Source organism: Ensifer sp. 4252 (assembly GCF_050434565.1).
Lineage (GTDB): Bacteria > Pseudomonadota > Alphaproteobacteria > Rhizobiales > Rhizobiaceae > Ensifer.
On sequence record NZ_JBNDIU010000007.1, the window covers coordinates 176,424 to 198,107 of the forward strand.

The following is a 21,684-nucleotide window of genomic DNA, read 5'->3' on the forward strand; positions in this document are numbered from 1 at the left end:
GGCAGAGGGCGTTTTCGATGGCGATGGCCCAGGTATGCGTCTCCTCCGGATCGTTCCGGTCCCACCGTGCGATCACATGGCCGATAACCCGCAACATCGTCTCAGTGCCCGATCGTGCGCAGCGGCGTGCCGCTGCGCTGGGTGACACCGACGCCGGGCGCAACGCCCACCTCGGCATTGGAGGCGGCGAGCAGCGGCTTGCCCCGCACGATGTCGGAGGCGCGCTCGGCCAGCATGATCGTCGGCGCATTGAGATTGGCGTTCGGTTCCGAGGGGAAGACGGAGCTGTCGATGACCCGCAGCCCATCAAGGCCGCGCACCTTGAGGTCGCTGTCAACAACCGCCATCGCGTCCTCGCCCATGCGGCAGGAGCCGCAGGGGTGGTAGGTGCTCTCCATGGTCTCGCGCACCCAGGCGTCGATCTCGTCATCGCTGCGCACGTCGCTGCCCGGCGCGATCTCCTCGCCGCGGAAGCGGTCGAAGGCCGGCTGGGCGGCAATTTCGCGGGTCAGCCGCAGGCAGCGGCGGAAGCCTTCGCGGTCCTCCTCGCGGTCGAGATAATTGAAGAGAATGTCCGGCTGCTCGTGTGCCTCCGGCGAGCGCAACCGCACATAACCCCGGCTTTTCGGCTTGTTCGGCCCGGTCAGCACCATGAAGCCATGGCCGTCGAGCGGCTTCTTCCCGTCGTAGCGCATCGCCGCCGGCAGGAAATGGAACTGGATGTCGGGCCATTCGAGCGAGGCGTCGGAGCGGATGAAACCGCCGCTTTCGAAGTGGTTGGAGACCGAAAGCCCCTTCTTGAACAGCAGCCATTCCGCGCCGATCAAGGCGCGGCTGAGGAGGCCCATCTTGCCGTTGAGCGTGATCGGCTCCTTGCAGGCGTATTGGATATAGACCTCGGAATGGTCCTGCAGATTTTCGCCGACGCCCGGCAGGTCGTGCAGGACCTCCACACCGGCCTGTCGCAGCGCCGCCGCCGGGCCGATGCCGGAGCGTTGCAGGAGATGGGGCGAACCGATCGGGCCGGAGGAGATCAGCACCTCGCGGGTCGCTTTCGCCATGACGCGTTCGCCGCCGAGCTCGTATTCGACGCCGGCGGCGCGTTTTCCTTCCAACAGCACGCGCCGCGTCATGGCGTGGGTGATGACGGTAAGGTTCGGCCGGCTCATCGCCGGCTTCAGATAGGCGTTCGCCGTCGACCAGCGCACGCCGTCCTTCACGGTCATGTGCATGGGGCCGAAACCCTCCTGCATATGGCCGTTCGGATCCTCGGTGGTGATGTAACCCGCCTCGCGGCCCGCATCGACGAAGGCGCGGTAGAGCGGGTTCTTCATCTTGTTGCCGGCGTTGGTGGCAAGCGGGCCGCCCGCGCCGCGATAGGCGTCGCCTCCGTCCTGCCAGCTTTCAGCACGCTGGAAATAGGGCAGGCAATTGGCATAGCGCCAGCCGCGTGCCCCCAGTTCCTCCCACTCGTCGAAATCGCGGGCATGGCCGCGCATGTAGACGAGCCCGTTGATCGAGGAGGACCCGCCGATGACCTTGCCGCGCGGGCAGTGGACCCGGCGACCGTCGAGGCCGGGTTCCGGCAGGGTCATGTATTTCCAGTTGTACTTGGTGCCGTTCATCGGAATGGACAGCGCCGTCGGCATCTGGATGAAGATTGACTTGTCGCTACCACCATATTCGAGCACCAGGACCTTGGTGGCCGGATCTTCCGAAAGACGGTTGGCGAGCACGCAGCCGGCCGATCCGGCGCCGATGATGATGTAGTCGTAGGTGTCGGTCATGGCGGTTATCCAGAGGTTACGGATAGAGGCCCCAGCTGCGCCCGCGGGCAAACAGCCGGGTCAGGACATAGTGGATCGCGCCGGCCGCAAGGCAGGAAGGCACGGAGGCGGTGAGGTATTTGAAGGCAGGAAGGCTCGCGAGCGTCTGCGGATTGAAGACGAGCACGTAGACCCCGAAACCGACGGCAAGCGCGAAGAGGCCGATGGGGTTGAAACCACCCCAGAAACGGTAGGGACCGTTTTCCTGCGGACCGTGCAGGCTGCGCATGTCGAGCTTCTGGCCGCGCAGGAAAAAGTAATCGGCAATGCCGATGCCGGCGAGCGCGGAATTCAGCGCCGAGGTCCAGACGAGGAAGATGAAGAACCCGTCATACATCTGCGGATAGAAGACCACGAGACCGAGCGGGATGACGCAGAAGAGGAAGAGGATCGCTCCCCAGGAGATGGCGCGCACGGAGGCTGTTCCGACCTGCCGAAGGCCGACGATGGAGGTGTAGAGGATGTTCGCCATTGAGGTCATGTTGGCGAAGGCGACGAACAGCAACGCGATGATGCCGATGATCGGGCCGGCGATCTTGGTCATCCAGATGGTCGGGTCGCTGTCGCCGAGCGCGACGGCTGCGAGCAGGCCGACGATCTCACCGAGCGCGGCCGCACCGAAAATGCCGAGGATGTTCGGCCAGAAGGCGGTGCGCTCGTTCTTGGTGAGGCGGGCGAGGTTACCGATGTAGGGCCACCAGGAGAACCCGGCGGCAAGGTTGACCTCGACGGCGATGATGAAGTTGAGCGTGTTGTCCTCAAACGGCGGGGCAAGCGCCGGCATCGCCAGGAGTTCGGCAAAGGAGCGGTGCTGGAGGATGAGATAGAGCATCACGATCATCAGGATCACCAGTGCGGGCGAGACGACCATGTTGAAGAACTTGATCGAGGTCGGCCCCTTGGCGACGATGAACCAGGTGACGAGAATGGCGCCAACGGCGGCGACGATCATCTTGATGCCGGTCGGATTGGCGACCTCGCCGGCGCTGAGCGCCGCCAGCCCGTCGATCGAGCGGCCGAACATCATCGCGAGCACGGCAAGCCAGCCCATGGTGAGGATGACCACGGCCAGCACATAGACAACGCGGCTGCCGTTGTACCCGAACTGGCTGCGTAGAGCGACGAACTGCTCGACGCCGTAGCGGCCGGAAAGCGGCGTGGTGGCGAGCGCCGTCAGCATGACGCCGACGATGTTGCCGATGACGATGGCGGCAATACCTTCCTTGGGCCCGACGAAGAGGCCGACAGAGCCGCCGATCAGGAAAGCCCAGGTGGCGATGGCAAGCGCGGAATTGGCGTAGGTGAATTCCCAGAAGCCCCACAGCCGTTCCGACGGCAGGAGCGGCGCATCGCCGCGTTCGGCGGCGGCGCGGTTGCGGGAGGCTTCCTCCCGCTGGGTTTCTGCGGCGGCAAGCCCGTCATGGGCAACGCGATCGGTCATCTCACGCCCCCCAGAACCACGAGCCGAGGACCAGCACGAGCGTCAGCGCGGTCATGGCCGCATAGTCGATGACGGTCATCGTGCCTTCGCAGCGGTGGCCAGCCTCGATGTCTTCATAGATGCGGGCGCGGCGTCTCAATTCGTTCTGCCAGGCGATATCGTTTTCCATCGTGGTTCCCCTTCCGCGTCGCGCCTTCGGCGTCTTTCCGCGAATGAATGCGGCTCCATCAGCCGCCGGTCTTGTGAACCGGACCGCCCATGGGCGGCGACCCGAAGATTTTTCCCAGCGGCCCTGGCGCTTACGGCAGCGTGATCCACACGGCCTTGGTCTCCATCAGGTAGTCGAGCTGTTCTGGCCCCAGGTCCTTGCCGAAGCCCGAGGCCTTGAAGCCGCCGAAGGGCATGGACGGATCGATCGTGCTGTGCGCATTGACATAAACGGAGCCCGCATGCAGGCGCGGGATGAGCGTGTGCACGCGCGACAGGTCGTTCGAGTAGATCGCGGCGGCAAGGCCGAAGGGCGTGTCGTTCGCCAACGAAACCGCGTCATCCAGCGTCTCGAAGGGGCTGGTGACCAGCACCGGCCCGAAGATCTCCTCGCGCACGATGCTCATCTCCGGCCTGCAATAGGCAAAGATCGCCGGTTCGACGAAATGGCCCGGCCGGTCGGGACTACCCCCGCCATGGATCAGCTCGGCGCCCTCGCGGCGGCCGGCTTCGATGTAGCCGGAGACGACCTTCTTCTGCTGCGCCGAAACCATGGGGCCGATGTAGCAGTCGCGATCGAGACCCGGCGCGAGCTTCAGCTTGCGGGTCACAGCGACCAGCTCTTCGAGGAAAGCGTCATGCACCGACCGCTGGATATAGACGCGGGTGCCGGCATCGCAGACCTGGCCCGAGTTGAAGAACACGCCGTTCGCCACAGCGAGGGCGGCACTCGGCAGGTCGGCATCGTCAAGCACCAGCACCGGCGATTTGCCGCCGAGTTCCAGCGTGACGTGCTTGAGATTGCCGACGGCCGTGCGGCCGACCTCCTGCCCGACCGGGGTCGAGCCGGTGAAAGTGACCTTGTCGATGCCGGGATGGGTCGTCATGGCCGCGCCGATGACGCTGCCCCGGCCCGTGACGATATTGACCACGCCATCGGGGATGCCGGCCTCCTGCACCAGTTCGGCAAAGCGCAGGGTGGAGAGCGAGGTCAGCTCGGCCGGTTTGACGATGACGGTGCAGCCGACCGCAAGGGCAGCCGCGAGCTTCCACGCCATGGTCTGCAGCGGAAAGTTCCACGGCACGATGGCGGCGACGACGCCGAGCGGCTCCTTGCGGGTATAGGCGAGATAATTGCCGGGAATGGACGGCTCGACGGTGCGGCCGTGCAGCTTTGTGGGCCAACCGGCAAAATAGCGGAACGTATCGACCGTGCCCTGGATATCGATCTCCCGGGCAAACGTCACCGACTTGCCCATGTCGATGGCTTCGATCTCCGCCAGTTCGTCGGCATGGGTCTCGATGAGGTCGGCAAGGCGGTGCAGCAGGCGTTCGCGCTCGAGCGGCTTGAGAAGGCGCCAGGCGCCGCCGTCGAACTGGGCACGGGCGGCGCGGACGGCCCGGTCGAGATCATCCGTGGTGCCGGAAGGGGCACGGGTGATCAGGCCGCCGGTGGAGGGTTCGAAAATGTCGAAGGGCGCGCCATTGCCGCTGTCGACCCAGGCGCCGCCGATGAACATCTTCTGGGGCTTGGCCAGAAACCGCCGCGTCGCATCGCTGACGCCATACTGATCCAGATAATTGCGGACGCTTTCGTCCATGCCTTTTCCTCCTCATCAGCCGGCCGCTGCACGCGCGCCGGTTTTTTTTGCGATGTCGGCCATGCCGCACCGCCCTCCTTTGGCTCTTCGATCAGCGCCGCATTGCCCTGGCATGCATGACGCGGCCGATGAGGTTCATGAGAACCTGCGCGGCCAGAATGGATGTGCCTCCGGTGTGGTCGTAGTCCGGCGCGACCTCGACCAGGTCGATGCCCACGATCGTGCCGCGCTTGGCGAGCGCCGCCAGAATCTCCAGCACCTCGTAGTAGATGAAGCCGCCGTGAGACGGCGTGCCCGTGCCCGGCGCGATCGACGGATCGAAACCGTCGATGTCGATGGTGACGTAATAGCGCGCGCCGGCGGGGATGCGGTCCACCACGCCCTCCGTGCCGAGTGCCCGGATCTGGCGCACCGAGAGGATGTCGGAGCCCATCTTGCGGGCATCCTCGTAGCCTTCCTTCGCAGTAGAGGAGACGTTGCGGATGCCGAGCTGCGACAGGCCGCCGACATAGGGCTTTTCCGCCGCGCGGCGCATCGGATTGCCGTGGCCGTAGCGCACGCCGTGGCGCTCGTCGACGAAATCGAGATGGGCGTCGATCTGCACTATATGGATCGGACCGTTCTTCTCGCAGTCCCCGGCAAAGGCGTTGACGCAGGGAATGTTGATGGAATGGTCGCCGCCCAGCACCACCGGCAGCGCGCCGGCGGCGAGGATCTTGCGCACGCCGAATTCGATATTGGCATGGCTCTTCATCGTGTCGGTATGGACGATGTCGGCGTCGCCGATATCGACGATCGAGACCTCGCCGCTCGGCAGGTAGGTGACGTCGTCCTCGTGGTCATAGGCACCGCCATGGCCGAAGGAGAAGAGGGTCGAGGCCTCGCGGATCGAGCGCGGCCCGAAACGGGTGCCGGCACGCCATTGGGTGCCGCAGTCGAAGGGCGCGCCTAGGATCGCCACATCGGCGTCGATCGCATCCCAATCCGGCTGGTAGGGATATTTGCCGAAGGTGCAGATGCCGACAAACGGTAGGTTCAGACGGCCGGTCTCATACGAATTGCTGGTCATGTCCCCTCCTCCAAAGGTGGGAAGGAGTGTGCCGAAGACCGATACATTTAAAAGTATCTATGATTACATGTTCACTTGTGCATTAATCAATGTATGATCAACAAGGTTCGACAGCGCGTCCTCAATCTCTCGCTCGGCGATGCCGAGCTCAGACTGCTGCGCGTCTTCGCCTCGGTGGTGCAGCACGGTGGCTTTTCCGCCGCGCAGTCAGCGCTTGGCATGACGCAGGCGACCATCTCCACCCATATGCGCCATCTGGAACAACGTCTCGGCCTGCGCCTGTGCACCCGCGGCCGCAGCGGCTTCCAACTCACCGAGGAAGGGCGGCTCGTCTATGACGCGGCGCTCGAGCTCTTCGGCTCGCTGGAGAAGTTCCAGAGCCGCATCGGCGAGGCGCAGGGCGAGCTCTCCGGCAATCTCAGCTTCGGCACCGTCGATGCGATGATCACCAATCGCGAACTCGACCTTCAGGGCGCGCTCGCCAGCTTCCATGCAAAAGCGCCGCGCGTGCATCTGGAAATCGATGTCGCAGCACCGCAGGTGCTGCATCAGGGGCTATTGAACGGCTCCTATCAGGTCGTGCTCATGCCATCGGTCGGCAGCGTCACACCGCATGTCCGCAGCCAGCCGGTTTTTTCCGAAGTCCAGAAGCTTTATTGCGCCGAGCGCCACCAGCTCTTTGCTCGCCCCGACGAAGAGCTCACCGACGCGGTGCTGGCATCCCAATCTTTCGCTGGCCGCACCTACATGCTGAACGAGACGATTTGCGGCGTGAACTTTACTTGGGCCGCCGCAACGCCGCACATGGAGGGTACACTGTTGCTTCTGCTTTGCGGGGCCTATATCGGCTTCCTGCCCGATCACTATGCAGACGAATGGGTGCGCACTGGCCGCCTCAGGATCCTTGCCCCCGAGCGCATGACCTTCGAGGATGTGTTCCATATCGCCTATCCCCGCAACAAGCCTTCACGCGCGGCCGAAACCCTCGCAGAGGCGATCACAGAGAGCGTACGAAAGCCGCACTGATGGTTTCCGCTGGCCCCGGAAACCGGGGCCAGACGGCTCAGCGCTAGGGCCGGTCTAGGTGCCGCAACCGCCCCATCGATGAGGACAGACATGGCGCAAGGCGGCGCAGCATCCGCCTGGGGGCCGGCATCGCATTCCAGAAGATAGGGGATATCGTCCCCCATCAGCGAGGCGTCGTACTCGAACCCACTCGAGACGAGGAGGTCGGCCGAGCGGTGCGAGAAGTTGTAGAGCGGCGCTCGCCATCCCCCCGGCCGTCGGCCGCTCGCCTTAACGATTACGTCGATGCTGCGATCCAGCCAATAGGCTTCGTCCTCGTCCGAAAGCTCGCGCGGATGCTGATGCAGGAAGCCGTGGTGGGCAAGCTCATGGCCGCCCGCCAGAGTGGCCTCGATGGCCGCGGGATAGCGCTCTATGCACCAGGCCGGAACGAAGAACGTCTGCTTGATGCCGAGCTGGCGATAGCTTTCTACGATGCGCCGAATCGCCACCTTCAGCACGGAGATCGCCGCGACGCGGCTATGGCCATCCTCAGGGTGGGCGATATGGATGAGGCTGTCCGCATCCATGCCGAAGGTGATGCAGGAGGCACTTCCGCCGGGTCGCCACCCGCAAGCGTATGATGTCCACCTTTCGCATTCAATCCGGATGAAGAAGTGAAGAAAATATCGGCCCTAACTGAGTGAATTTCAAGACTTCCAACCACCACATGGTCCGCGTCGATTGACGATGTCGGCCGTTCGGATCCGCATGCGCCGCGTCTGAACGCTATGCTGGCGTGGACCGAGAAAGTGGGTGTAGCTTGGCATTTTCATTGCCCTTGGAAAGCCCATCCAGAATGGCAATTGCGAGGCATTCAATGCCCCTTCGATTGCGGGGGTCGATATCGCTGCAGAAACGTCCGGATCGTCTCGTCGACTACGTCCTCGGCCTCGAAGGGTATGCTTTCGCGACCGATCATCCAGGGCCACAGAGATATCTCGTTGAGCATCCCCATGAACTGGTGAGCCGCAAGCACCGGCTTGCCGCAGTCCAGGATGTCCAGCGCAGTCTGATGGGCGAGATATTCCACGAGCCTCGCTGTCTGAGGCTCCATCACCGCGGCAAACTCCTCGGCGATCCAGGGAAACTGGCGGGAGTCGGCCACCACCATCCGAAGAAACCCGCAGTATTCCGGCTGCTTGTGCAGCTCCAGAATCGTGCGCGCAATGACACGAAGCACGTCCTCGACGTCGCCGTGGGGCTCGATGCCGGGCGGAAACGCTTTCTCGAGCTTTCCCGAAACCCTGAGGAGCATCTCGCGGAAAATGTCTTCCTTCGTTTCAAACTGGTTGTAGAGCGTTCGCCGCGCTACGCCGGAGGCCTTAGCCAACTCGTCCATGCTAACTGAACCGAACCCCCGTTCCAGAAATAGCCGCCCGGCCGCCTCGATGATGGCCTCCCGCGACCCGCTATGCCGTTTCGGTCCGGCCTCGTTTGCACCACTGCTAGAGTCCATAAGCAACCCCCATTGCACTAATGAGTGCACACACAATGTATTGTAGGGCCGGGTGCATCGCAAGGGCCGGATATGCCCGATCCGGCCCACCCTGTTGAATTTCTGCGATCGCCATTTTGATAGGCTTTAATTTCCGCCGGACCCGCTAATGTAATCAGACGATGGAGTTTCGCCCGTGACCACGATGTCGCCCGGGATTTTGTAGGCGATCCGCAGGTTGGCGGCGGCTGCCTGAAGCCAACCGACCGCACCGTCCATGGTCCATGCTGTGCCATCCGGCGGCAGGCTCTCAAACAGGCCCACCATCAGCAGATTCACAGACGGAGCGGGCCCGTTGCTGCCGCCTTGATTCGATCCGCCTTGCCCATCGCCAACGGATGCTTCGGAGCTGCCCTGATTGTAAGAACCTGCAGAAGTCCCGCCTGAAGAACCCGAGGAGGTGGCGCGAGGCGAACCCGACGACGTGCCCACAGACGAATCCGAAGAGGACGCATGCGAGTAAGTTGAGCGAGAGGAACCGGAAAACGTGGCGCCAGACGAACCCGAAGAGGACGAACTCGAGTGAGTTGAGCGAGAGGAATCTGTGTAAGAAGACCCAGACTGAGATCCGTCGTAATACGTGTTTCCGCTGCCGCTCGAAGCGACCGCGGCACCAGTGGTCACTCCGACCGCGTATCCGCCTAGGGCGTAGGCTGCGCGGCGATAGTATCCACGACCATAATGGTCTCCGTCTCCATAATTTCCGCCGCCATAATATCCCTCGCCGTAGTCTCCGCGGCCATAGCCTCCGCGGCTATAGAGTCCACGGCCAAAGTATCCGTTGCCGTTACCAGAGACTTTGATATCGCCAGAATTGTTCACCGTGAGATTGCCTGAGTCCTTTGCGACGATATTGCCTCCGGAATTCATGAAGGCGCGATTGCCATTGATGTTGCCGCCCGAGTTCAGTGTATTGCGGATATTTCCGGACAAGTTATTCCCTCCGCGGCCAGGCCCTTCCGCCAATCGCCGCTTTGCGCCGCCGACATTCGGCGTATGTGTCAGGCGGCGGGCTACCGGCGGACGGTCCTGGGCTTTCACCGGGGGACGGATGACGCCGCGCATCTGCGGACGCGGCATGCCGTCCATCGATAGACGCGGAGGGCCGCCCGAAGGCAGACGCGGGGGCCCACCGGGCGGCGGTCCAAATTGAGCAAACGCTACGCCCGATGTTACGATCGTTATTGAGAGAAGAGCGGCAAAGGTCCGTTTCAGATTGTTCATCAGTTGCTCCCCTTTGTTCCCGGCGCAACGGCTGGAGGCAGTTTGATCTTTTTCGCGTCGGCGGGAGGCCGGAAAGCGAATTCGGACTTGGACGGATGGGCTTGGGTATTCCAGCTCGTGAATTCCGCGATGAAACGGGGTTGGCCCGGGAGCAACCGGTAGGTGACGATCAGGCGATGCGGTGTGGCCGCGTTATTCTTCTCGACCCACAATTCCAGATCGATCCCAGACTTCTGATGGAAAAACAGATGCCGGCACTCGACGCCGTCGATGTTGGCCGTCCCGACCTGCCAGGCGGCGATAGCGTCGCTCAACAACGCTTCATCCGGAGAGTTGGAAAAAAAACCGTTGAGCGGAAAATCGACATCGATCTTGTCCACCACCTCATTGAGTGCCGACGGTATGTCGCCCGATGCGGCAATCACCGCGTATTCCTTTCTGTCGGGGAAGAAGACCGAGGCCGACTTGCCGTCGTAGAACAGTTTGTGGTTGCCGTCGTCGCCGGTGGACTCGATAGCGATTTGGTTAGGACGGCGCACGACAATCTTCATCTTATGAAAGATGTGAAGCGGCTGTCCGGACTCGTCCAAATAGACCCTGATGGTTCTCGCCGTAATCGACAGGTCCCTGGCTAGGAGCGTCTTGCCCATCTGCGAGACGGCGGTGGCGGCTTCATCGCTGATCGCCGGCTTGAACGGCGGGGCCGGTTCAGCTGCTCGGGCTATCGGCAACGCGAACCCTACAAAGACGCCGAACACAGCGGCCCGAGCGGCATTCCGTAAGATCATCGTCATCAGCGCCGGCCGCCGCGGCGAGGCACCAGTCGATGTCGGCGCGCTGCCGGTTTGCGTCGCAGCTGTCCGGGCCTTCAGACAGGCCTCCTCTGAACCATTGCGAAATTCCATGCCACTACCTTTCTTATTGTTGCACTATCGAGTGCACAATCAATGTGTACTGCACAGTGCAGTGCATTTCAAGAGGGTATTTCTGACAAGCCGATCCGGCCCGGCAAGGCGAACCTCACGTCATCCCCTGCGGAAGGCAGTGCTAGAGCGGCATCCGATCCCGTTGCGTCATGTCCGGCGTTTGCGAAGAAATTGGCGCATTCCTAGGGTGTGAATTGATCGATGATCAGGCCGATAGTGAGCCGCAGCCTTTAGCTCATTGATATAATGAAATAATTTGGTTGCGGAGGCCTGATTGCACGGAGACTTGCAATATCGGGAGCGCGAAGGCGGCATGGTAAAAGCGGCCGATGCCAACGATCCGGTGCGAGAGCTGAGTCCTTCCTTGCCGGCCAGAGACGCTGCGGCGCAGCGAAGATTCACCCTTGCTTTGTTGAGTAAATTGAGCTGTACTCAACATATTGCTCAACATGGCGGTATGAGGGCCGTGCGGGCATGGAGGAGCAGAGTTTTCCGAAAGGTGGCGTGGGGCTTCCTTTCGAATCTGGGAGGATTTCATGAAAACGATGAAGCAACCCCTTCTCGGGGTAACGATGGCGCTTGGCCTGTCGACAGCACTTCCGAGCCTGGCGCAAGCCGATGAACTGACCCTTTGCTGGGCCGCCTGGGACCCGGCCAACGCACTGGTCGAACTGTCCAAGGACTTCACCGCGCAGACGGGTACTGAGATGAAGTTCGAGTTCGTGCCCTGGCCGAACTTTGCCGATCGCATCCTCAACGAGCTCAACTCCGGCGGCAAGCTCTGCGATCTCCTGATCGGCGACAGCCAGTGGATCGGCGGCTCGGCTGAAAATGGCTATTACGTCAAGCTCAACGATTTCTTCGACAAGGAAGGCATCAAGATGAGCGACTTCGCCGAAGCCGCCGTCTATGCCTACTCGACCTGGCCGAAGGGCACGCCGAACTACTGGGCGCTGCCGGCCATGGGCGACGCTAATGCCTGGTTCTATCGCAAGGACTGGTTCGCCAAGCCTGAGATCCAGGCCGAGTTCAAGGAAAAGATCGGTCGCGACCTCGCCCCGCCGAAAACCTGGGACGAGCTCCTGGAAACCGCCAAGTTCTTCAACGGCAAGGAGATCGACGGCAAGAAGGTCTACGGCGCCGCGATCTTCACCGAGCGCGCCTCGGAAGGCATCACCATGGGTGCCACGCAGGCGCTCTATCCCTATGGCTTCAAGTACGAGAAAGCGCCCGGAAAATACGACATGGAGGGCGCGGTGAACTCGGAAGGCGCGGTCAAGGGACTGGAAGCCTACAAGGAGCTCTACAAGTGCTGCACCCCGCCGGGCTACACCGATGCCTACATGGGCGAGACGCTGGATGCCTTCAAGTCGGGCCAGGCAGCCATGGCAATGAACTGGTTCGCCTTCTTCCCCGGCCTTGCCAAGGATGAAAATGTCGGCGGCGACAGGATCGGCTTCTTCGTCAATCCGAAGGAAGCGACGGCGGCCTCGACGCTCGGCGGGCAGGGCATCTCGGTCGTCGCCAACACCGACAACATGGACGGCGCGCTGGCCTACATCAAATGGTTCGCGCAGCCCGATGTGCAAAAGAAGTGGTGGCAGCTCGGCGGCTACGCGGTGCACAACGCCGTGCTGAACGACCCGTCCTTCAAGGACAGCCAGCCGTTCGCGGCCGACTTCCTCGTCGCCATGAACCAGGTGCAGGATTTCTGGCAGGAACCATCCTATGCCATCCTGCTCCAGGCGATGCAGAAACGCCTGCATGACTACGTCGTGGCCGATCAGGGCACGGCCAAGGACGCGCTCGACGGATTGGTCAAGGACTGGACCGAAATCTTCGAGGATGAAGGTAAGCTTTGATTTCGTCCCGGTAGGTCGTCCGGCGCGCGAGCGGCCGGGCGGCCCGGCCGCCGACGATGGTCTCCAGGCCTCAAGGGCCAAGCCTCAGGGGAAAGTCCGTGATCAATTCCGATACGACCATTCTGGAGAAGGGGGCGGAACGGGCCGCGACCTCCGCTCCGGCCTCGATCGCCCGGCGCATCGGCGGCCTCTCCGACCGCGCCATCGCCTGGCTCTTCATCACGCCGACGATCGCACTGCTGCTCGCCATCAACATTTTTCCGCTGATCTGGGCGATCCGGCTGTCTTTCACGAACTACCGCGCCAACCGGCCGAACGCGGTGCTGGAAAATGTCGGCCTGCAGAATTATCACCGCGTCCTGACCGACAGCGACATCTGGATCGCGATGCAGACGACGGCGCATTTCGTCTTCTGGACGATCCTGCTGCAGACGCTGATCGGCTTCTCGCTCGCGTACCTGATCGACCGCAAGTTTCGCGGCCACGCCTTCTGGACGACCGTCATCCTGATCCCGATGATGCTGTCGCCGGCCGTGGTCGGCAATTTCTGGCGGTTCCTCTACCAGCCGCAGATTGGCCTCTTCAACTACATCTTCTCTTATATCACCGGCGTGCCGCCATCCTCCTTCGAGATGCTCGGCTCCGTCTCGCTGGCGCCCTGGGCGATCATCGTCGTCGACACCTGGATGTGGACGCCTTACGTGATGCTGATCTGCCTCGCGGGCCTGCGCTCGATCCCCGACTACATCTATGAGGCGGCCGAAGTCGATCGCGCCTCCACCTGGCGGCAGTTCTGGTCGATCACGATCCCGATGGCCCTGCCCTTCATCATGCTGGCCGTACTCTTCCGCGGCATCGAGAACTTCAAGATGTTCGACATGGTGATGCTGCTCACCGGCGGCGGGCCGGGCTCGACGACCGAAGTCGCGTCGATCACGCTCAAGCGCGAGGCTTTCGAGAGCTGGCGCACGGGCCGGGCGTCCGCCTTCGCCATCATTCTCTTCGTGGCCGTCTTCGGGCTCGCCAACATCTACGTCAAGGCACTGAACAAGGTGAAGCAGAGATGAGCAGCGCCACCTCCGCCCATTCCGTCGTAGACCCAAGCGCCTCGGCCAAGCGCATAGCCGGCATCATCGTCGTCGTCTATGCGATCATCACCATGGTGCCGCTCGCCTGGATCTTCATGACCAGCTTCAAGTCGCCGCCGGATTCGATCAGCTATCCGCCGAAGCTCGTCTTCACACCGACGCTGGAAGGCTATTGCAACCTCTTCACCACGCGCACCCGGCAGACGCCGGAATACATCCAGTCGCTTGGGGCCCCGCGGTCGACCTGCGACGAGATCACCCGCGGCCGCAACATGGTGATCGCCGGTCCCTCGAACTACTGGCCGCGCTTTACCAACTCCATGGTGATCGCCTTCGGTTCGACTTTCCTCGCCGTCTTCCTCGGCACGCTCGCGGCCTACGGCTTCTCGCGCTTCCGCGTGCCGCTCGCCGACGACCTCCTCTTCTTCATCCTGTCGACGCGCATGATGCCGCCGATCGCCGTCGCGATCCCGATCTACCTGATGTATCGCGAACTCGGTCTGTCCGACACGGCGCTCGGCATGATCTTGCTCTACACGGCGGTCAATGTCTCGCTCGCCGTCTGGCTGCTCAAGGGCTTCATGGACGAAATCCCGCGCGAATACGAGGAAGCGGCGATGATCGACGGCTATACACGCCTGCAGGCCTTCCGAAAGGTCGTGCTGCCGCAGGCGACGACCGGGATCGCGGCGACCGCCATCTTCTGCCTGATCTTCGCCTGGAACGAGTATGCCTTCGCCGTGCTTCTGACCTCGGGCGAGGCGCAGACGGCGCCGCCCTTCATCCCGACCATCATCGGCGAGGGCGGCATGGACTGGCCCGCGGTCGCCGCCGGCACCACGATCTTCCTCGTGCCGATCCTGGTCTTCACCATCCTGCTGCGCAAGCAGCTCTTGCGCGGAATCACCTTCGGAGCGGTGCGCAAATGACGATCGAAACCTTGCCCATACCGAAGAAGAAGCGGGCCTTCTTTTTCCGCCGCGGACCGATGGAGAATTTCGCCACGGCGCTCATCGCCCTTGGCTTCCTGATGCTGTTCCAGCCGTTCGCGCTGGTGCTCTACACCTGGTCGCTGGTGACCCTGCTCGCCGGCACCGTGATGTTTATCATCGTTTCGAAGTTTCCGGAGTAGCCATGGCCGAGATCAAGGTTGAAAACCTGCGCAAGCAGTTCGGCGATTTCGCCGCGGTAGAGGACTCGACCTTCACCGTGCGGGACGGCGAGTTCCTGGCGTTGCTCGGGCCTTCCGGCTGCGGCAAGACGACGACACTGCGCATGATCGCGGGCCTTGAGCTGCCGACCAGCGGCAAGATCCTGCTCGACGGCGAGGACGTCACCTTCAACCGGGCAAGCGCCCGCGACATCGCCTTCGTCTTCCAGCTCTTCGCGCTCTATCCCCATATGAACGTGCGCAAGAACATCGGCTTCCCGCTCTTGTCCCAAGGCGTTGCGAAGGCAGAAATCAAAAGCCGCGTGGAGGAGACGGCGCGGCTCCTGCAGATCAGCCATATCCTCGACCGCTCCGTCTCCGGACTGGCGGGCGGCGACCGCCAGCGCGTCGCCCTCGGCCGCGCGATCGTGCGCCGGCCGAAATGCTTTCTGATGGACGAGCCGCTCGGCACACTGGACGCGGAATTCCGCGAAGTCATGGTCCACGAACTGCGCGAGCTGCACAACCGCATCCATGCCACCACTGTCTATGTGACGCACGACCAGCACGAAGCGATGGCGATGGCCGACAAGATCGCCGTCATGAACCATGGCGTGATCGAGCAGTACGGTACGCCACAGGAGATCTACAACCGCCCCGCCTCGATGTATGTCGCTGACTTCATCGGCTCACCGCCGATGAATTTCTTGCGCTTCCGCGCGGGATTGGAAAGTGGCACGACGACGGTGAGGCTCGGCGACATCCCGATCCGCGTGCCGCGGGTGAACGCCGCGCAAGAGCCAAGTGAACTGGCGTTGGGGATCCGGCCGGAACATGTGCGCTTCAGCGACGCCGCGCCTTTCAGGGGCGCTGTCTATGGCAGCGAATATCTCGGCACCAACCAGATCGTCTCGGTCGAGACGGCACAGGGAATGGTCAAGGCGCGCGTTTCGGCGGATCAAAATTTCACTGTCGGCGAGAATGTCGGCCTCGAGCTCAACAGCGACAAGCTTTCACTGTTCGATTGCGGCTCGGGCAAGGCGATCCCCTCGTCCCTCTACGCGGAGGTCCGTCATGGCTGAAGTCACCCTCGCCGGGATCGGCAAGGCATTCGGGGAAACCCAGGCCGTTCACAACATGAGCGTGACCATCCGCGACGGCGAGTTCGTCGTGCTGCTCGGTCCGACCGGCGCCGGCAAGACCACGACGCTGCGCCTGATCGCGGGTCTCGAAAAGCCGGATACCGGCCGCGTCACGATCGCCGGCAGGGACGTCGCCGGCGAGTCGCCGGCGACCCGCGATGTCGCCTTTGTCTTCCAACAGTACTCACTCTACCCGCACCTCACGGTCTACGAGAACCTCGCTTTTCCGCTGCGCTCGCCCGCGCGGCGGCTGGTGGACGCCGAGGTCGACGCCCGCGTGCGCGAGGTGGCGAAGATGGTGCGCATCGACCACAAGCTGGAGAACCGCTCGACCCGGCTTTCGGGCGGCGAGATGCAGCGCGTGGCGATTGGCCGGGCGCTGGTGCGCAAGCCCGCAATCTTCCTAATGGACGAGCCTTTGTCATCGCTGGACGCAAAGCTGCGCGCTGAGCTGCGGCTGGAACTGAAACGCATCCAGAGCGAACTCGGAGCCACCCTTTTGTATGTCACCCACGACCAGGTCGAGGCGATGACGATGGCGGACCGCATCGGCATCCTCGCGGACGGCAAGTTGGTGCAGATCGGAAGCCCACGCGAAATCTACAGCAACCCGGCGAACCTCCATGTCGCCGCGCGGCTCGGCCAGCCACATATCAACCTTATCCCGGAAGGTCTCCTGCCCGGGGGAAGCGCACCGCACGGTACGAGGACAATCGGTGCCCGGACCGAGCATCTGGAGATCTCGGTTTCTGAGCGGGGCAACGCCACGATCGACTGGATCGAACATCTGGGCGACCAGAACCACCTGCATATCAAGGTTGGGGAGCACAAGCTGGTGACGCTTGCAGATCCCTATCTCGCGATCCAGCGTAGCGACCGGATCGATTTGAAGCTGCGAAACCCGCTCTATTTCGACGCGGGCGGGCAGCGGCTGGCGTGACAGCAGGAACGAACGCAATGAGTGGGTGGATAGGATGAAGCACTTTTTCAACCGCAGGGAAGACATCGTCACGGAGGCCCTCGACGGCCTGCTGCTCACCTCCGCGCCGGGGCATCTGGCCCGGCTCGATACCTATCCGGCGATCAAGGTGATCGTTCGCGCCGACTGGGACAAGGCGAAGGTCGCGGTGATTTCGGGCGGCGGCGCGGGACACGAACCGTCTCATGTCGGCTTCGTCGGCAAAGGCATGCTGACGGCGGCCGTTTCCGGCGACATCTTCGCCTCGCCGAGCGTCGACGCCGTGCTGACCGCGATCCGCGCCGTGACGGGTACCCCCGGCTGCCTGCTGGTCGTCAAGAACTACACCGGCGACCGGCTCAACTTCGGGCTCGCCGCCGAAAAGGCGCGCGCCGAGGGCTTCAAGGTGGAAATGGTCATCATCGCCGACGACATCGCCCTTCCCGACCTGCCGCAGCCGCGCGGCGTCGCTGGCACGCTGTTCGTGCATAAGATCGCCGGCCATCTGGCAGAAGCCGGTCAAAGCCTCGAAATGGTCGCTGACGCGGCGCGCGCCGCCGCCGCCGACATCGTCTCGCTCGGCATGTCGCTCTCCACCTGCTCCATCCCCGGACAGGCGCATGAGGATCGCCTCGGCCCCGACGAAGGTGAACTCGGACTTGGCATCCATGGCGAGCCCGGCGTCGAGCGTATTGCGCTGAGAGAGGCGGCCGCGCTGGTGACGACGATGGCAAAGCGGCTGGCCGCCTCGATCAAGTCGGGCGGGAAGCAGGCGCTGCTGATCAACAATCTTGGCGCCGTCCCCCCAATCGAGATGGGCGTCATCGCCAAGGCCGTGCTTGATTCGCCGCTGGCCGATCGTATCGACCTGATCATCGGACCGGCGCCGCTGATGACCGCCCTCAACATGAACGGGTTTTCGCTGTCGCTGATCAAGCTCGACGCGGCGCGCGAAGCCGCGCTCACCTCCGCCGTCGCGCCGAGGGCATGGGTGGCGCCGACGAAGCGGCACGGCCTGGCCGTGCTGCCAGCGCCGCGACGCCCGAACGGAGATGCGAGAGGCCCGAACGGGGACGAGGCGACCGCTGCCGATCCGGCGGTTGTCGGCAGGCTGCTCGAAGCCGTCTGCGGCAAGCTGATCGCACTGGAGCCAGAACTAAACCGGCTCGACGCGAAGACGGGGGACGGCGACACGGGATCAACCGTTGCGACCGGCGCGCGAAGCGTCCTGGCCCTCCTCCCGACGCTGCCGCTCGGCAGCCCCGCCGCCACCAGCGCGGCGATTGGCGAGGCGCTCGGAACCACGATGGGTGGTTCGAGCGGCGTGCTTCTTTCCATCTTCTTCACCGCGGCGGCGCGGAAATTCGCCGAAGGCGCCGGCGCCGGACCGGCGCTTGCCGCCGGGCTCGATCGCATGACCTTTTACGGCGGCGCGACCCCGGGCGATCGCACGATGGTCGATGCGCTGGCGCCGGCGCTCGCCGCGCTTGCGTCGGGCGACCTCGCCGCCGCGGCCGCGGCCGCCAGAGCCGGCGCCTCGGCGACCGGCGGCATGACCCGCGCCAAGGCAGGACGATCCGCCTATCTCGCAGCGCACGATCTCGAAGGCGTGTCCGATCCCGGGGCCGAAGCCGTGGCAGCGGCGTTCGAGGCCGCGGCGGCGGCCGGCTGACACATTGACGGGGGACCACGTGCAAACCAGCCGCCTTCTCCTTCCCGGTCTCATCGAGGCTTGCCATGCGGTGATCGTCGCCAATGCCGATCACCTCGGCGCGCTCGACCGCGCGATCGGCGACGGGGATCACGGCACCAACATGAAACGCGGAAGCGAAGCCGTCTACGCCGAGCGCGACCAGCTCGGCGGTCTGCCGCTGCCGGAGGCGATGGAACGGATAGGCATGCTGCTCGTCGCGACGATCGGCGGCGCGGCGGGTCCGCTCTACGGCACGCTTCTGATCGAAATGGGCCGCCGCCTGCGCGCGGGCGAGGTGGACGTGCCGCTGACCGAAACCCTGCCTCCCGCGGTCGAGGCGGTCGCCCGACGCGGCCGGTCGCAGGCTGGTGACAAGACGTTGCTGGATGTGCTCTACGCAGTGCAGCGCGCGGTCCTGAAGCGGAGCCCACCGGCGGAGGTCGCCGTCTCCGCCACCGTCGCCGCGCAAGATACGATTGCAATGAAGGCCCTGCGCGGGCGCGCGTCCTTTCTCGGAGACAGGTCCATCGGTCACATGGACCCCGGGGCCTGTAGCTGCGCACTGTTGACGGGGTCGATCTGCCGCTTTCTGGAGGAGTTTCCATCCGCATGACTACCAATGGCGCAAATGTCGGGATCGTCATCGTGTCGCACTCACCCCTGATCGCGCGCGGCGCGGCGGACATGGTGCGCCAGATGGTCGGCGACAGCGTGCCGCTCGCCTGGTGCGGCGGCAATGCCGAAGGCGGGCTCGGCACGAATGCCAAGGATATCCTGGCGGCGATCACCAGCGCCTGGTCTGACGCCGGCGTCGCTGTGTTCGTCGATCTCGGCGGCGCGGAGACGAACAGCGAAATGGCGATCGAGATGCTGGATCCTGTCCGCGCGCGCCGGGTCCTGATCTGCAATGCCCCGATTGTCGAAGGCGCGGTGATGGCAGCGGCCGAGGCCTCCGGGGGCGCGGCGCTGGCCCGCGTTGTCGCGACCGCCGAGGAACTCTCACCATGACCGACCGCCAGGCACCGCGAGGGGGATCGGCGGCGCATCTGTCCGGCCCCGTATCCGCGCGCGTCGAGGTTACGCACGATATCGGCCTCCATGCCCGTCCCTCCGTGGTGTTCACCCGCCTTGCCAAGTCGTTTCCCTGCATGATCGGCGTCGAGGTCAACGACGACGGCGTGTGGCTCAACGGCAAGAGCATCGTCAAGATCATGGGTGCGCGTATCCGCAAGGGCTTCGTCCTCGCCATCCGGGCGGAAGGGATCGGGGCCGAGGACGCGGTGAAGGCGCTATGCGCCCTCGTCGAGCGGAATTTCGACGAGGAGAAGAGCCATGCCCGTTCCTCTTAGGCTCAAAGGCCAGGGCGCGTCGCCGGGCTACGCGCGTGGAACGGCCCACGTCCCGCCGCGCGCCCGCGCTCCGAGCACGGCAACGGTGTCGTCTGGAAAAGACCGGGAGCGGCTTCTGCTTGCCGTCGACAACGCCGTTTCGGCATTGCGCTCGCTCGCGGAAGGCTCTGACCTTGAGAGCGCCGCGATCCTCGAATTCCAGATTGAGATGCTGAGGGACCCAGCGATCCTTGAGCCGAGCCTTGCCCGCATCCGCGAGGGAGAGAGCGCCGCCTTCGCCTGGGCATCCGCCATGGACGACTATATCCGCGGTTTCGAGGCCGCCGACGACGAACACATCCGCGCCCACGGCGGCGACATGCTCGACATCAAGAACCAGGTCCTGCGGTCGCTGAACGGCGAAGCGCCCCCGGACTTTCCGCGAGGATCGGTCTTCGTTGGCCGGGACATCGCGCCCAGCGTTTTTCTCGCACACGACTGGACCGGCGGTGGCGCCGTCGTCCTAGAGGGCGGAAGCGTCGCCAGCCATGTGGCGATACTCGCCAGAAGCCGCGGCGTGCCGATGGTGGTCGGCGTCGGCGACGTGACGATCGATCACGGCACGGAGCTTTTCGTGCATGGTGACGAAGGCTATGTACACGGCGTCGATGACGCGGATGAGACGCCGGCCGTCTATACCCTTACCGAACCGGATTCCTCGCAGAAACAGGACGAGCCGTCGGAGGCCTGCGAGACCGCCGACGGCGTCGCCGTTACCCTTCGCGCCAACATCGATCATCCCAATGAACTACGAGGGCTCTCGCCGCGGCTCTTCGACGGCATCGGTCTGCTACGCACGGAGTATCTCTTCCCGACATCGGCCGAGCTTGCCGACGAGGAGCGGCAGGAGCACATCTACCGCGAAACGCTGATCTGGGCGCAGGGCCGGCCGGTTACGATTCGCCTGTTCGACTTCGGTGCCGACAAGCCGCTGCCGGGCACCCAGGTTGACCTCTCCTCGTATCTTGGCCTGCGCGGCATACGCCTGCTTCTGGCCCGGCCAGAGTTGCTGCGAACGCAGGCGCGCGCCTTGATGCGGGCGGCCCCGGCGGGACGCTTACGCGTTCTCGTTCCGATGGTGACGTCGCCCGCCGAAGTAGAGGAAACCGCCAGGATCTTCACGGAAGAGGCCGCGACCCTTTCGGAACGGCGGATCGACCACGCGATCTCTCCGCTCGGCATCATGGTGGAGGTGCCCGCCGCCGCCCTGATGCCCGAGGCCTTTAGGCAAGCCACCTTCTTTTCCTTCGGCACCAACGACCTAGCCCAATATATTGGGGCAGCGGCGCGCGACAGCGCCGAGGTGTCACACCTCCACGAAGCGTCGCGCGAGGCAACCTTGCGCCTCCTCAGGCACACGGTTCCGCTGGCGCTGGCGACGGGAAAGCCGGTCAGCATCTGTGGCGATCTCACAGCCGACCCCAGCGCCCTGCCGGACCTGCTCGCCTGTGGTTTTCGCGAGTTTTCCATGGCACCGGCGCGAATGCCGCTTGTGCGCAAGACGCTTTCGGGATTGAACACCGGTGGCGGCAAGGCAAGGGGCTGA

21 protein-coding genes are annotated in these 21,684 nt (G+C 63.8%); 12 read left to right on the forward strand and 9 right to left on the reverse strand.

Going from position 1 to position 21,684, the window contains the following annotated elements; all coding sequences use genetic code 11:
* Positions 1-101: 101 nt before the first annotated feature.
* The 5 genes from betA to speB all read right to left on the reverse strand — a co-directional run bounded on the left by betA (position 102) and on the right by speB (position 6,144).
* Positions 102-1,787: a choline dehydrogenase gene (gene betA, locus ABIE33_RS16435; RefSeq protein ID WP_429126748.1), complete on the reverse strand. Its 1,686-nt coding sequence runs from the start codon at positions 1,785-1,787 to the stop codon at positions 102-104.
* A gap of 16 nt (positions 1,788-1,803) precedes the next feature.
* The gene (locus tag ABIE33_RS16440) at positions 1,804-3,267 is read right to left on the reverse strand and encodes a purine-cytosine permease family protein (protein WP_429126751.1); all 1,464 of its coding nucleotides are present in this window, start codon (positions 3,265-3,267) and stop codon (positions 1,804-1,806) included.
* Between the two features lies 1 nt (position 3,268).
* Positions 3,269-3,436, reverse strand: a complete 168-nt coding sequence (locus ABIE33_RS16445; protein WP_429126754.1) for a hypothetical protein — start codon at positions 3,434-3,436, stop codon at positions 3,269-3,271.
* A 130-nt stretch (positions 3,437-3,566) separates the two neighbouring features.
* Positions 3,567-5,075, reverse strand: coding sequence for an aldehyde dehydrogenase family protein (locus ABIE33_RS16450; protein WP_429126757.1), 1,509 nt, complete (start codon positions 5,073-5,075; stop codon positions 3,567-3,569).
* A gap of 91 nt (positions 5,076-5,166) precedes the next feature.
* Positions 5,167-6,144 carry an agmatinase gene (gene speB, locus ABIE33_RS16455; protein ID WP_429126760.1) on the reverse strand — a complete coding sequence of 326 codons (978 nt, stop codon included), beginning with the start codon at positions 6,142-6,144 and terminating at the stop codon, positions 5,167-5,169.
* Between the two features lie 93 nt (positions 6,145-6,237).
* Here speB and ABIE33_RS16460 point away from each other — a divergent pair, with 93 nt between their 5' ends.
* The gene (locus ABIE33_RS16460) at positions 6,238-7,170 is read left to right on the forward strand and encodes a LysR family transcriptional regulator (RefSeq protein ID WP_429126763.1); all 933 of its coding nucleotides are present in this window, start codon (positions 6,238-6,240) and stop codon (positions 7,168-7,170) included.
* Here ABIE33_RS16460 and ABIE33_RS16465 read toward each other — a convergent pair.
* The 4 genes from ABIE33_RS16465 to ABIE33_RS16480 form a co-directional block, all read right to left on the reverse strand.
* A complete protein-coding gene (locus tag ABIE33_RS16465; protein ID WP_429126766.1) occupies positions 7,092-7,739 on the reverse strand; it encodes a polysaccharide deacetylase family protein in 648 nt (215 codons plus the stop codon). The two genes, ABIE33_RS16460 and ABIE33_RS16465, sit on opposite strands and share 79 nt — an antisense overlap.
* Before the next feature lie 287 nt (positions 7,740-8,026).
* Positions 8,027-8,668 carry a TetR/AcrR family transcriptional regulator gene (locus ABIE33_RS16470; protein WP_429126768.1) on the reverse strand — a complete coding sequence of 214 codons (642 nt, stop codon included), beginning with the start codon at positions 8,666-8,668 and terminating at the stop codon, positions 8,027-8,029.
* Between the two features lie 126 nt (positions 8,669-8,794).
* Positions 8,795-9,931: a hypothetical protein gene (locus tag ABIE33_RS16475; RefSeq protein ID WP_429126771.1), complete on the reverse strand. Its 1,137-nt coding sequence runs from the start codon at positions 9,929-9,931 to the stop codon at positions 8,795-8,797.
* Positions 9,931-10,836: a DUF2092 domain-containing protein gene (locus ABIE33_RS16480; RefSeq protein WP_429126774.1), complete on the reverse strand. Its 906-nt coding sequence runs from the start codon at positions 10,834-10,836 to the stop codon at positions 9,931-9,933. Before ABIE33_RS16480 ends, ABIE33_RS16475 begins: the two co-directional genes overlap by 1 nt.
* 557 nt (positions 10,837-11,393) lie before the next feature.
* On the opposite strand from ABIE33_RS16480, the gene ABIE33_RS16485 reads away from it, so the two are divergent.
* Genes ABIE33_RS16485 through ABIE33_RS16535 form a run of 11 tightly spaced genes read left to right on the forward strand, consistent with a single transcriptional unit; the run spans position 11,394 to position 21,684 of the window.
* On the forward strand, positions 11,394-12,719 hold the full coding sequence (locus tag ABIE33_RS16485; protein WP_429126776.1) for an ABC transporter substrate-binding protein: 1,326 nt from the start codon (positions 11,394-11,396) through the stop codon (positions 12,717-12,719).
* Between the two features lie 56 nt (positions 12,720-12,775).
* Complete coding sequence (locus ABIE33_RS16490) at positions 12,776-13,786, forward strand: carbohydrate ABC transporter permease (protein ID WP_429126779.1); 1,011 nt, start codon at positions 12,776-12,778, stop codon at positions 13,784-13,786.
* Positions 13,783-14,736, forward strand: coding sequence for a carbohydrate ABC transporter permease (locus tag ABIE33_RS16495; protein ID WP_429126781.1), 954 nt, complete (start codon positions 13,783-13,785; stop codon positions 14,734-14,736). Before ABIE33_RS16490 ends, ABIE33_RS16495 begins: the two co-directional genes overlap by 4 nt.
* The gene (locus ABIE33_RS16500) at positions 14,733-14,939 is read left to right on the forward strand and encodes a hypothetical protein (protein WP_429126784.1); all 207 of its coding nucleotides are present in this window, start codon (positions 14,733-14,735) and stop codon (positions 14,937-14,939) included. The genes ABIE33_RS16495 and ABIE33_RS16500 overlap by 4 nt, the downstream gene beginning before the upstream one ends.
* A 2-nt stretch (positions 14,940-14,941) precedes the next feature.
* Positions 14,942-16,039 (forward strand): ABC transporter ATP-binding protein, encoded by a 1,098-nt coding sequence (locus ABIE33_RS16505; RefSeq protein ID WP_429126787.1) that lies wholly within the window; start codon positions 14,942-14,944, stop codon positions 16,037-16,039.
* A complete protein-coding gene (locus ABIE33_RS16510; RefSeq protein ID WP_429126789.1) occupies positions 16,032-17,039 on the forward strand; it encodes an ABC transporter ATP-binding protein in 1,008 nt (335 codons plus the stop codon). The genes ABIE33_RS16505 and ABIE33_RS16510 overlap by 8 nt, the downstream gene beginning before the upstream one ends.
* Positions 17,040-17,073: 34 nt before the next feature.
* On the forward strand, positions 17,074-18,729 hold the full coding sequence (locus ABIE33_RS16515) for a dihydroxyacetone kinase subunit DhaK (RefSeq protein WP_429126792.1): 1,656 nt from the start codon (positions 17,074-17,076) through the stop codon (positions 18,727-18,729).
* 19 nt (positions 18,730-18,748) lie between these two features.
* Entirely contained in the window at positions 18,749-19,363 is a 615-nt protein-coding gene (gene dhaL, locus ABIE33_RS16520; RefSeq protein ID WP_429126794.1) for a dihydroxyacetone kinase subunit DhaL, read from the forward strand.
* Positions 19,360-19,758, forward strand: coding sequence for a dihydroxyacetone kinase phosphoryl donor subunit DhaM (gene dhaM, locus ABIE33_RS16525; protein ID WP_429126797.1), 399 nt, complete (start codon positions 19,360-19,362; stop codon positions 19,756-19,758). Before dhaL ends, dhaM begins: the two co-directional genes overlap by 4 nt.
* Positions 19,755-20,099, forward strand: a complete 345-nt coding sequence (locus tag ABIE33_RS16530) for an HPr family phosphocarrier protein (RefSeq protein WP_429126799.1) — start codon at positions 19,755-19,757, stop codon at positions 20,097-20,099. Before dhaM ends, ABIE33_RS16530 begins: the two co-directional genes overlap by 4 nt.
* The gene (locus ABIE33_RS16535; protein ID WP_429126801.1) at positions 20,083-21,684 is read left to right on the forward strand and encodes a putative PEP-binding protein; all 1,602 of its coding nucleotides are present in this window, start codon (positions 20,083-20,085) and stop codon (positions 21,682-21,684) included. The genes ABIE33_RS16530 and ABIE33_RS16535 overlap by 17 nt, the downstream gene beginning before the upstream one ends.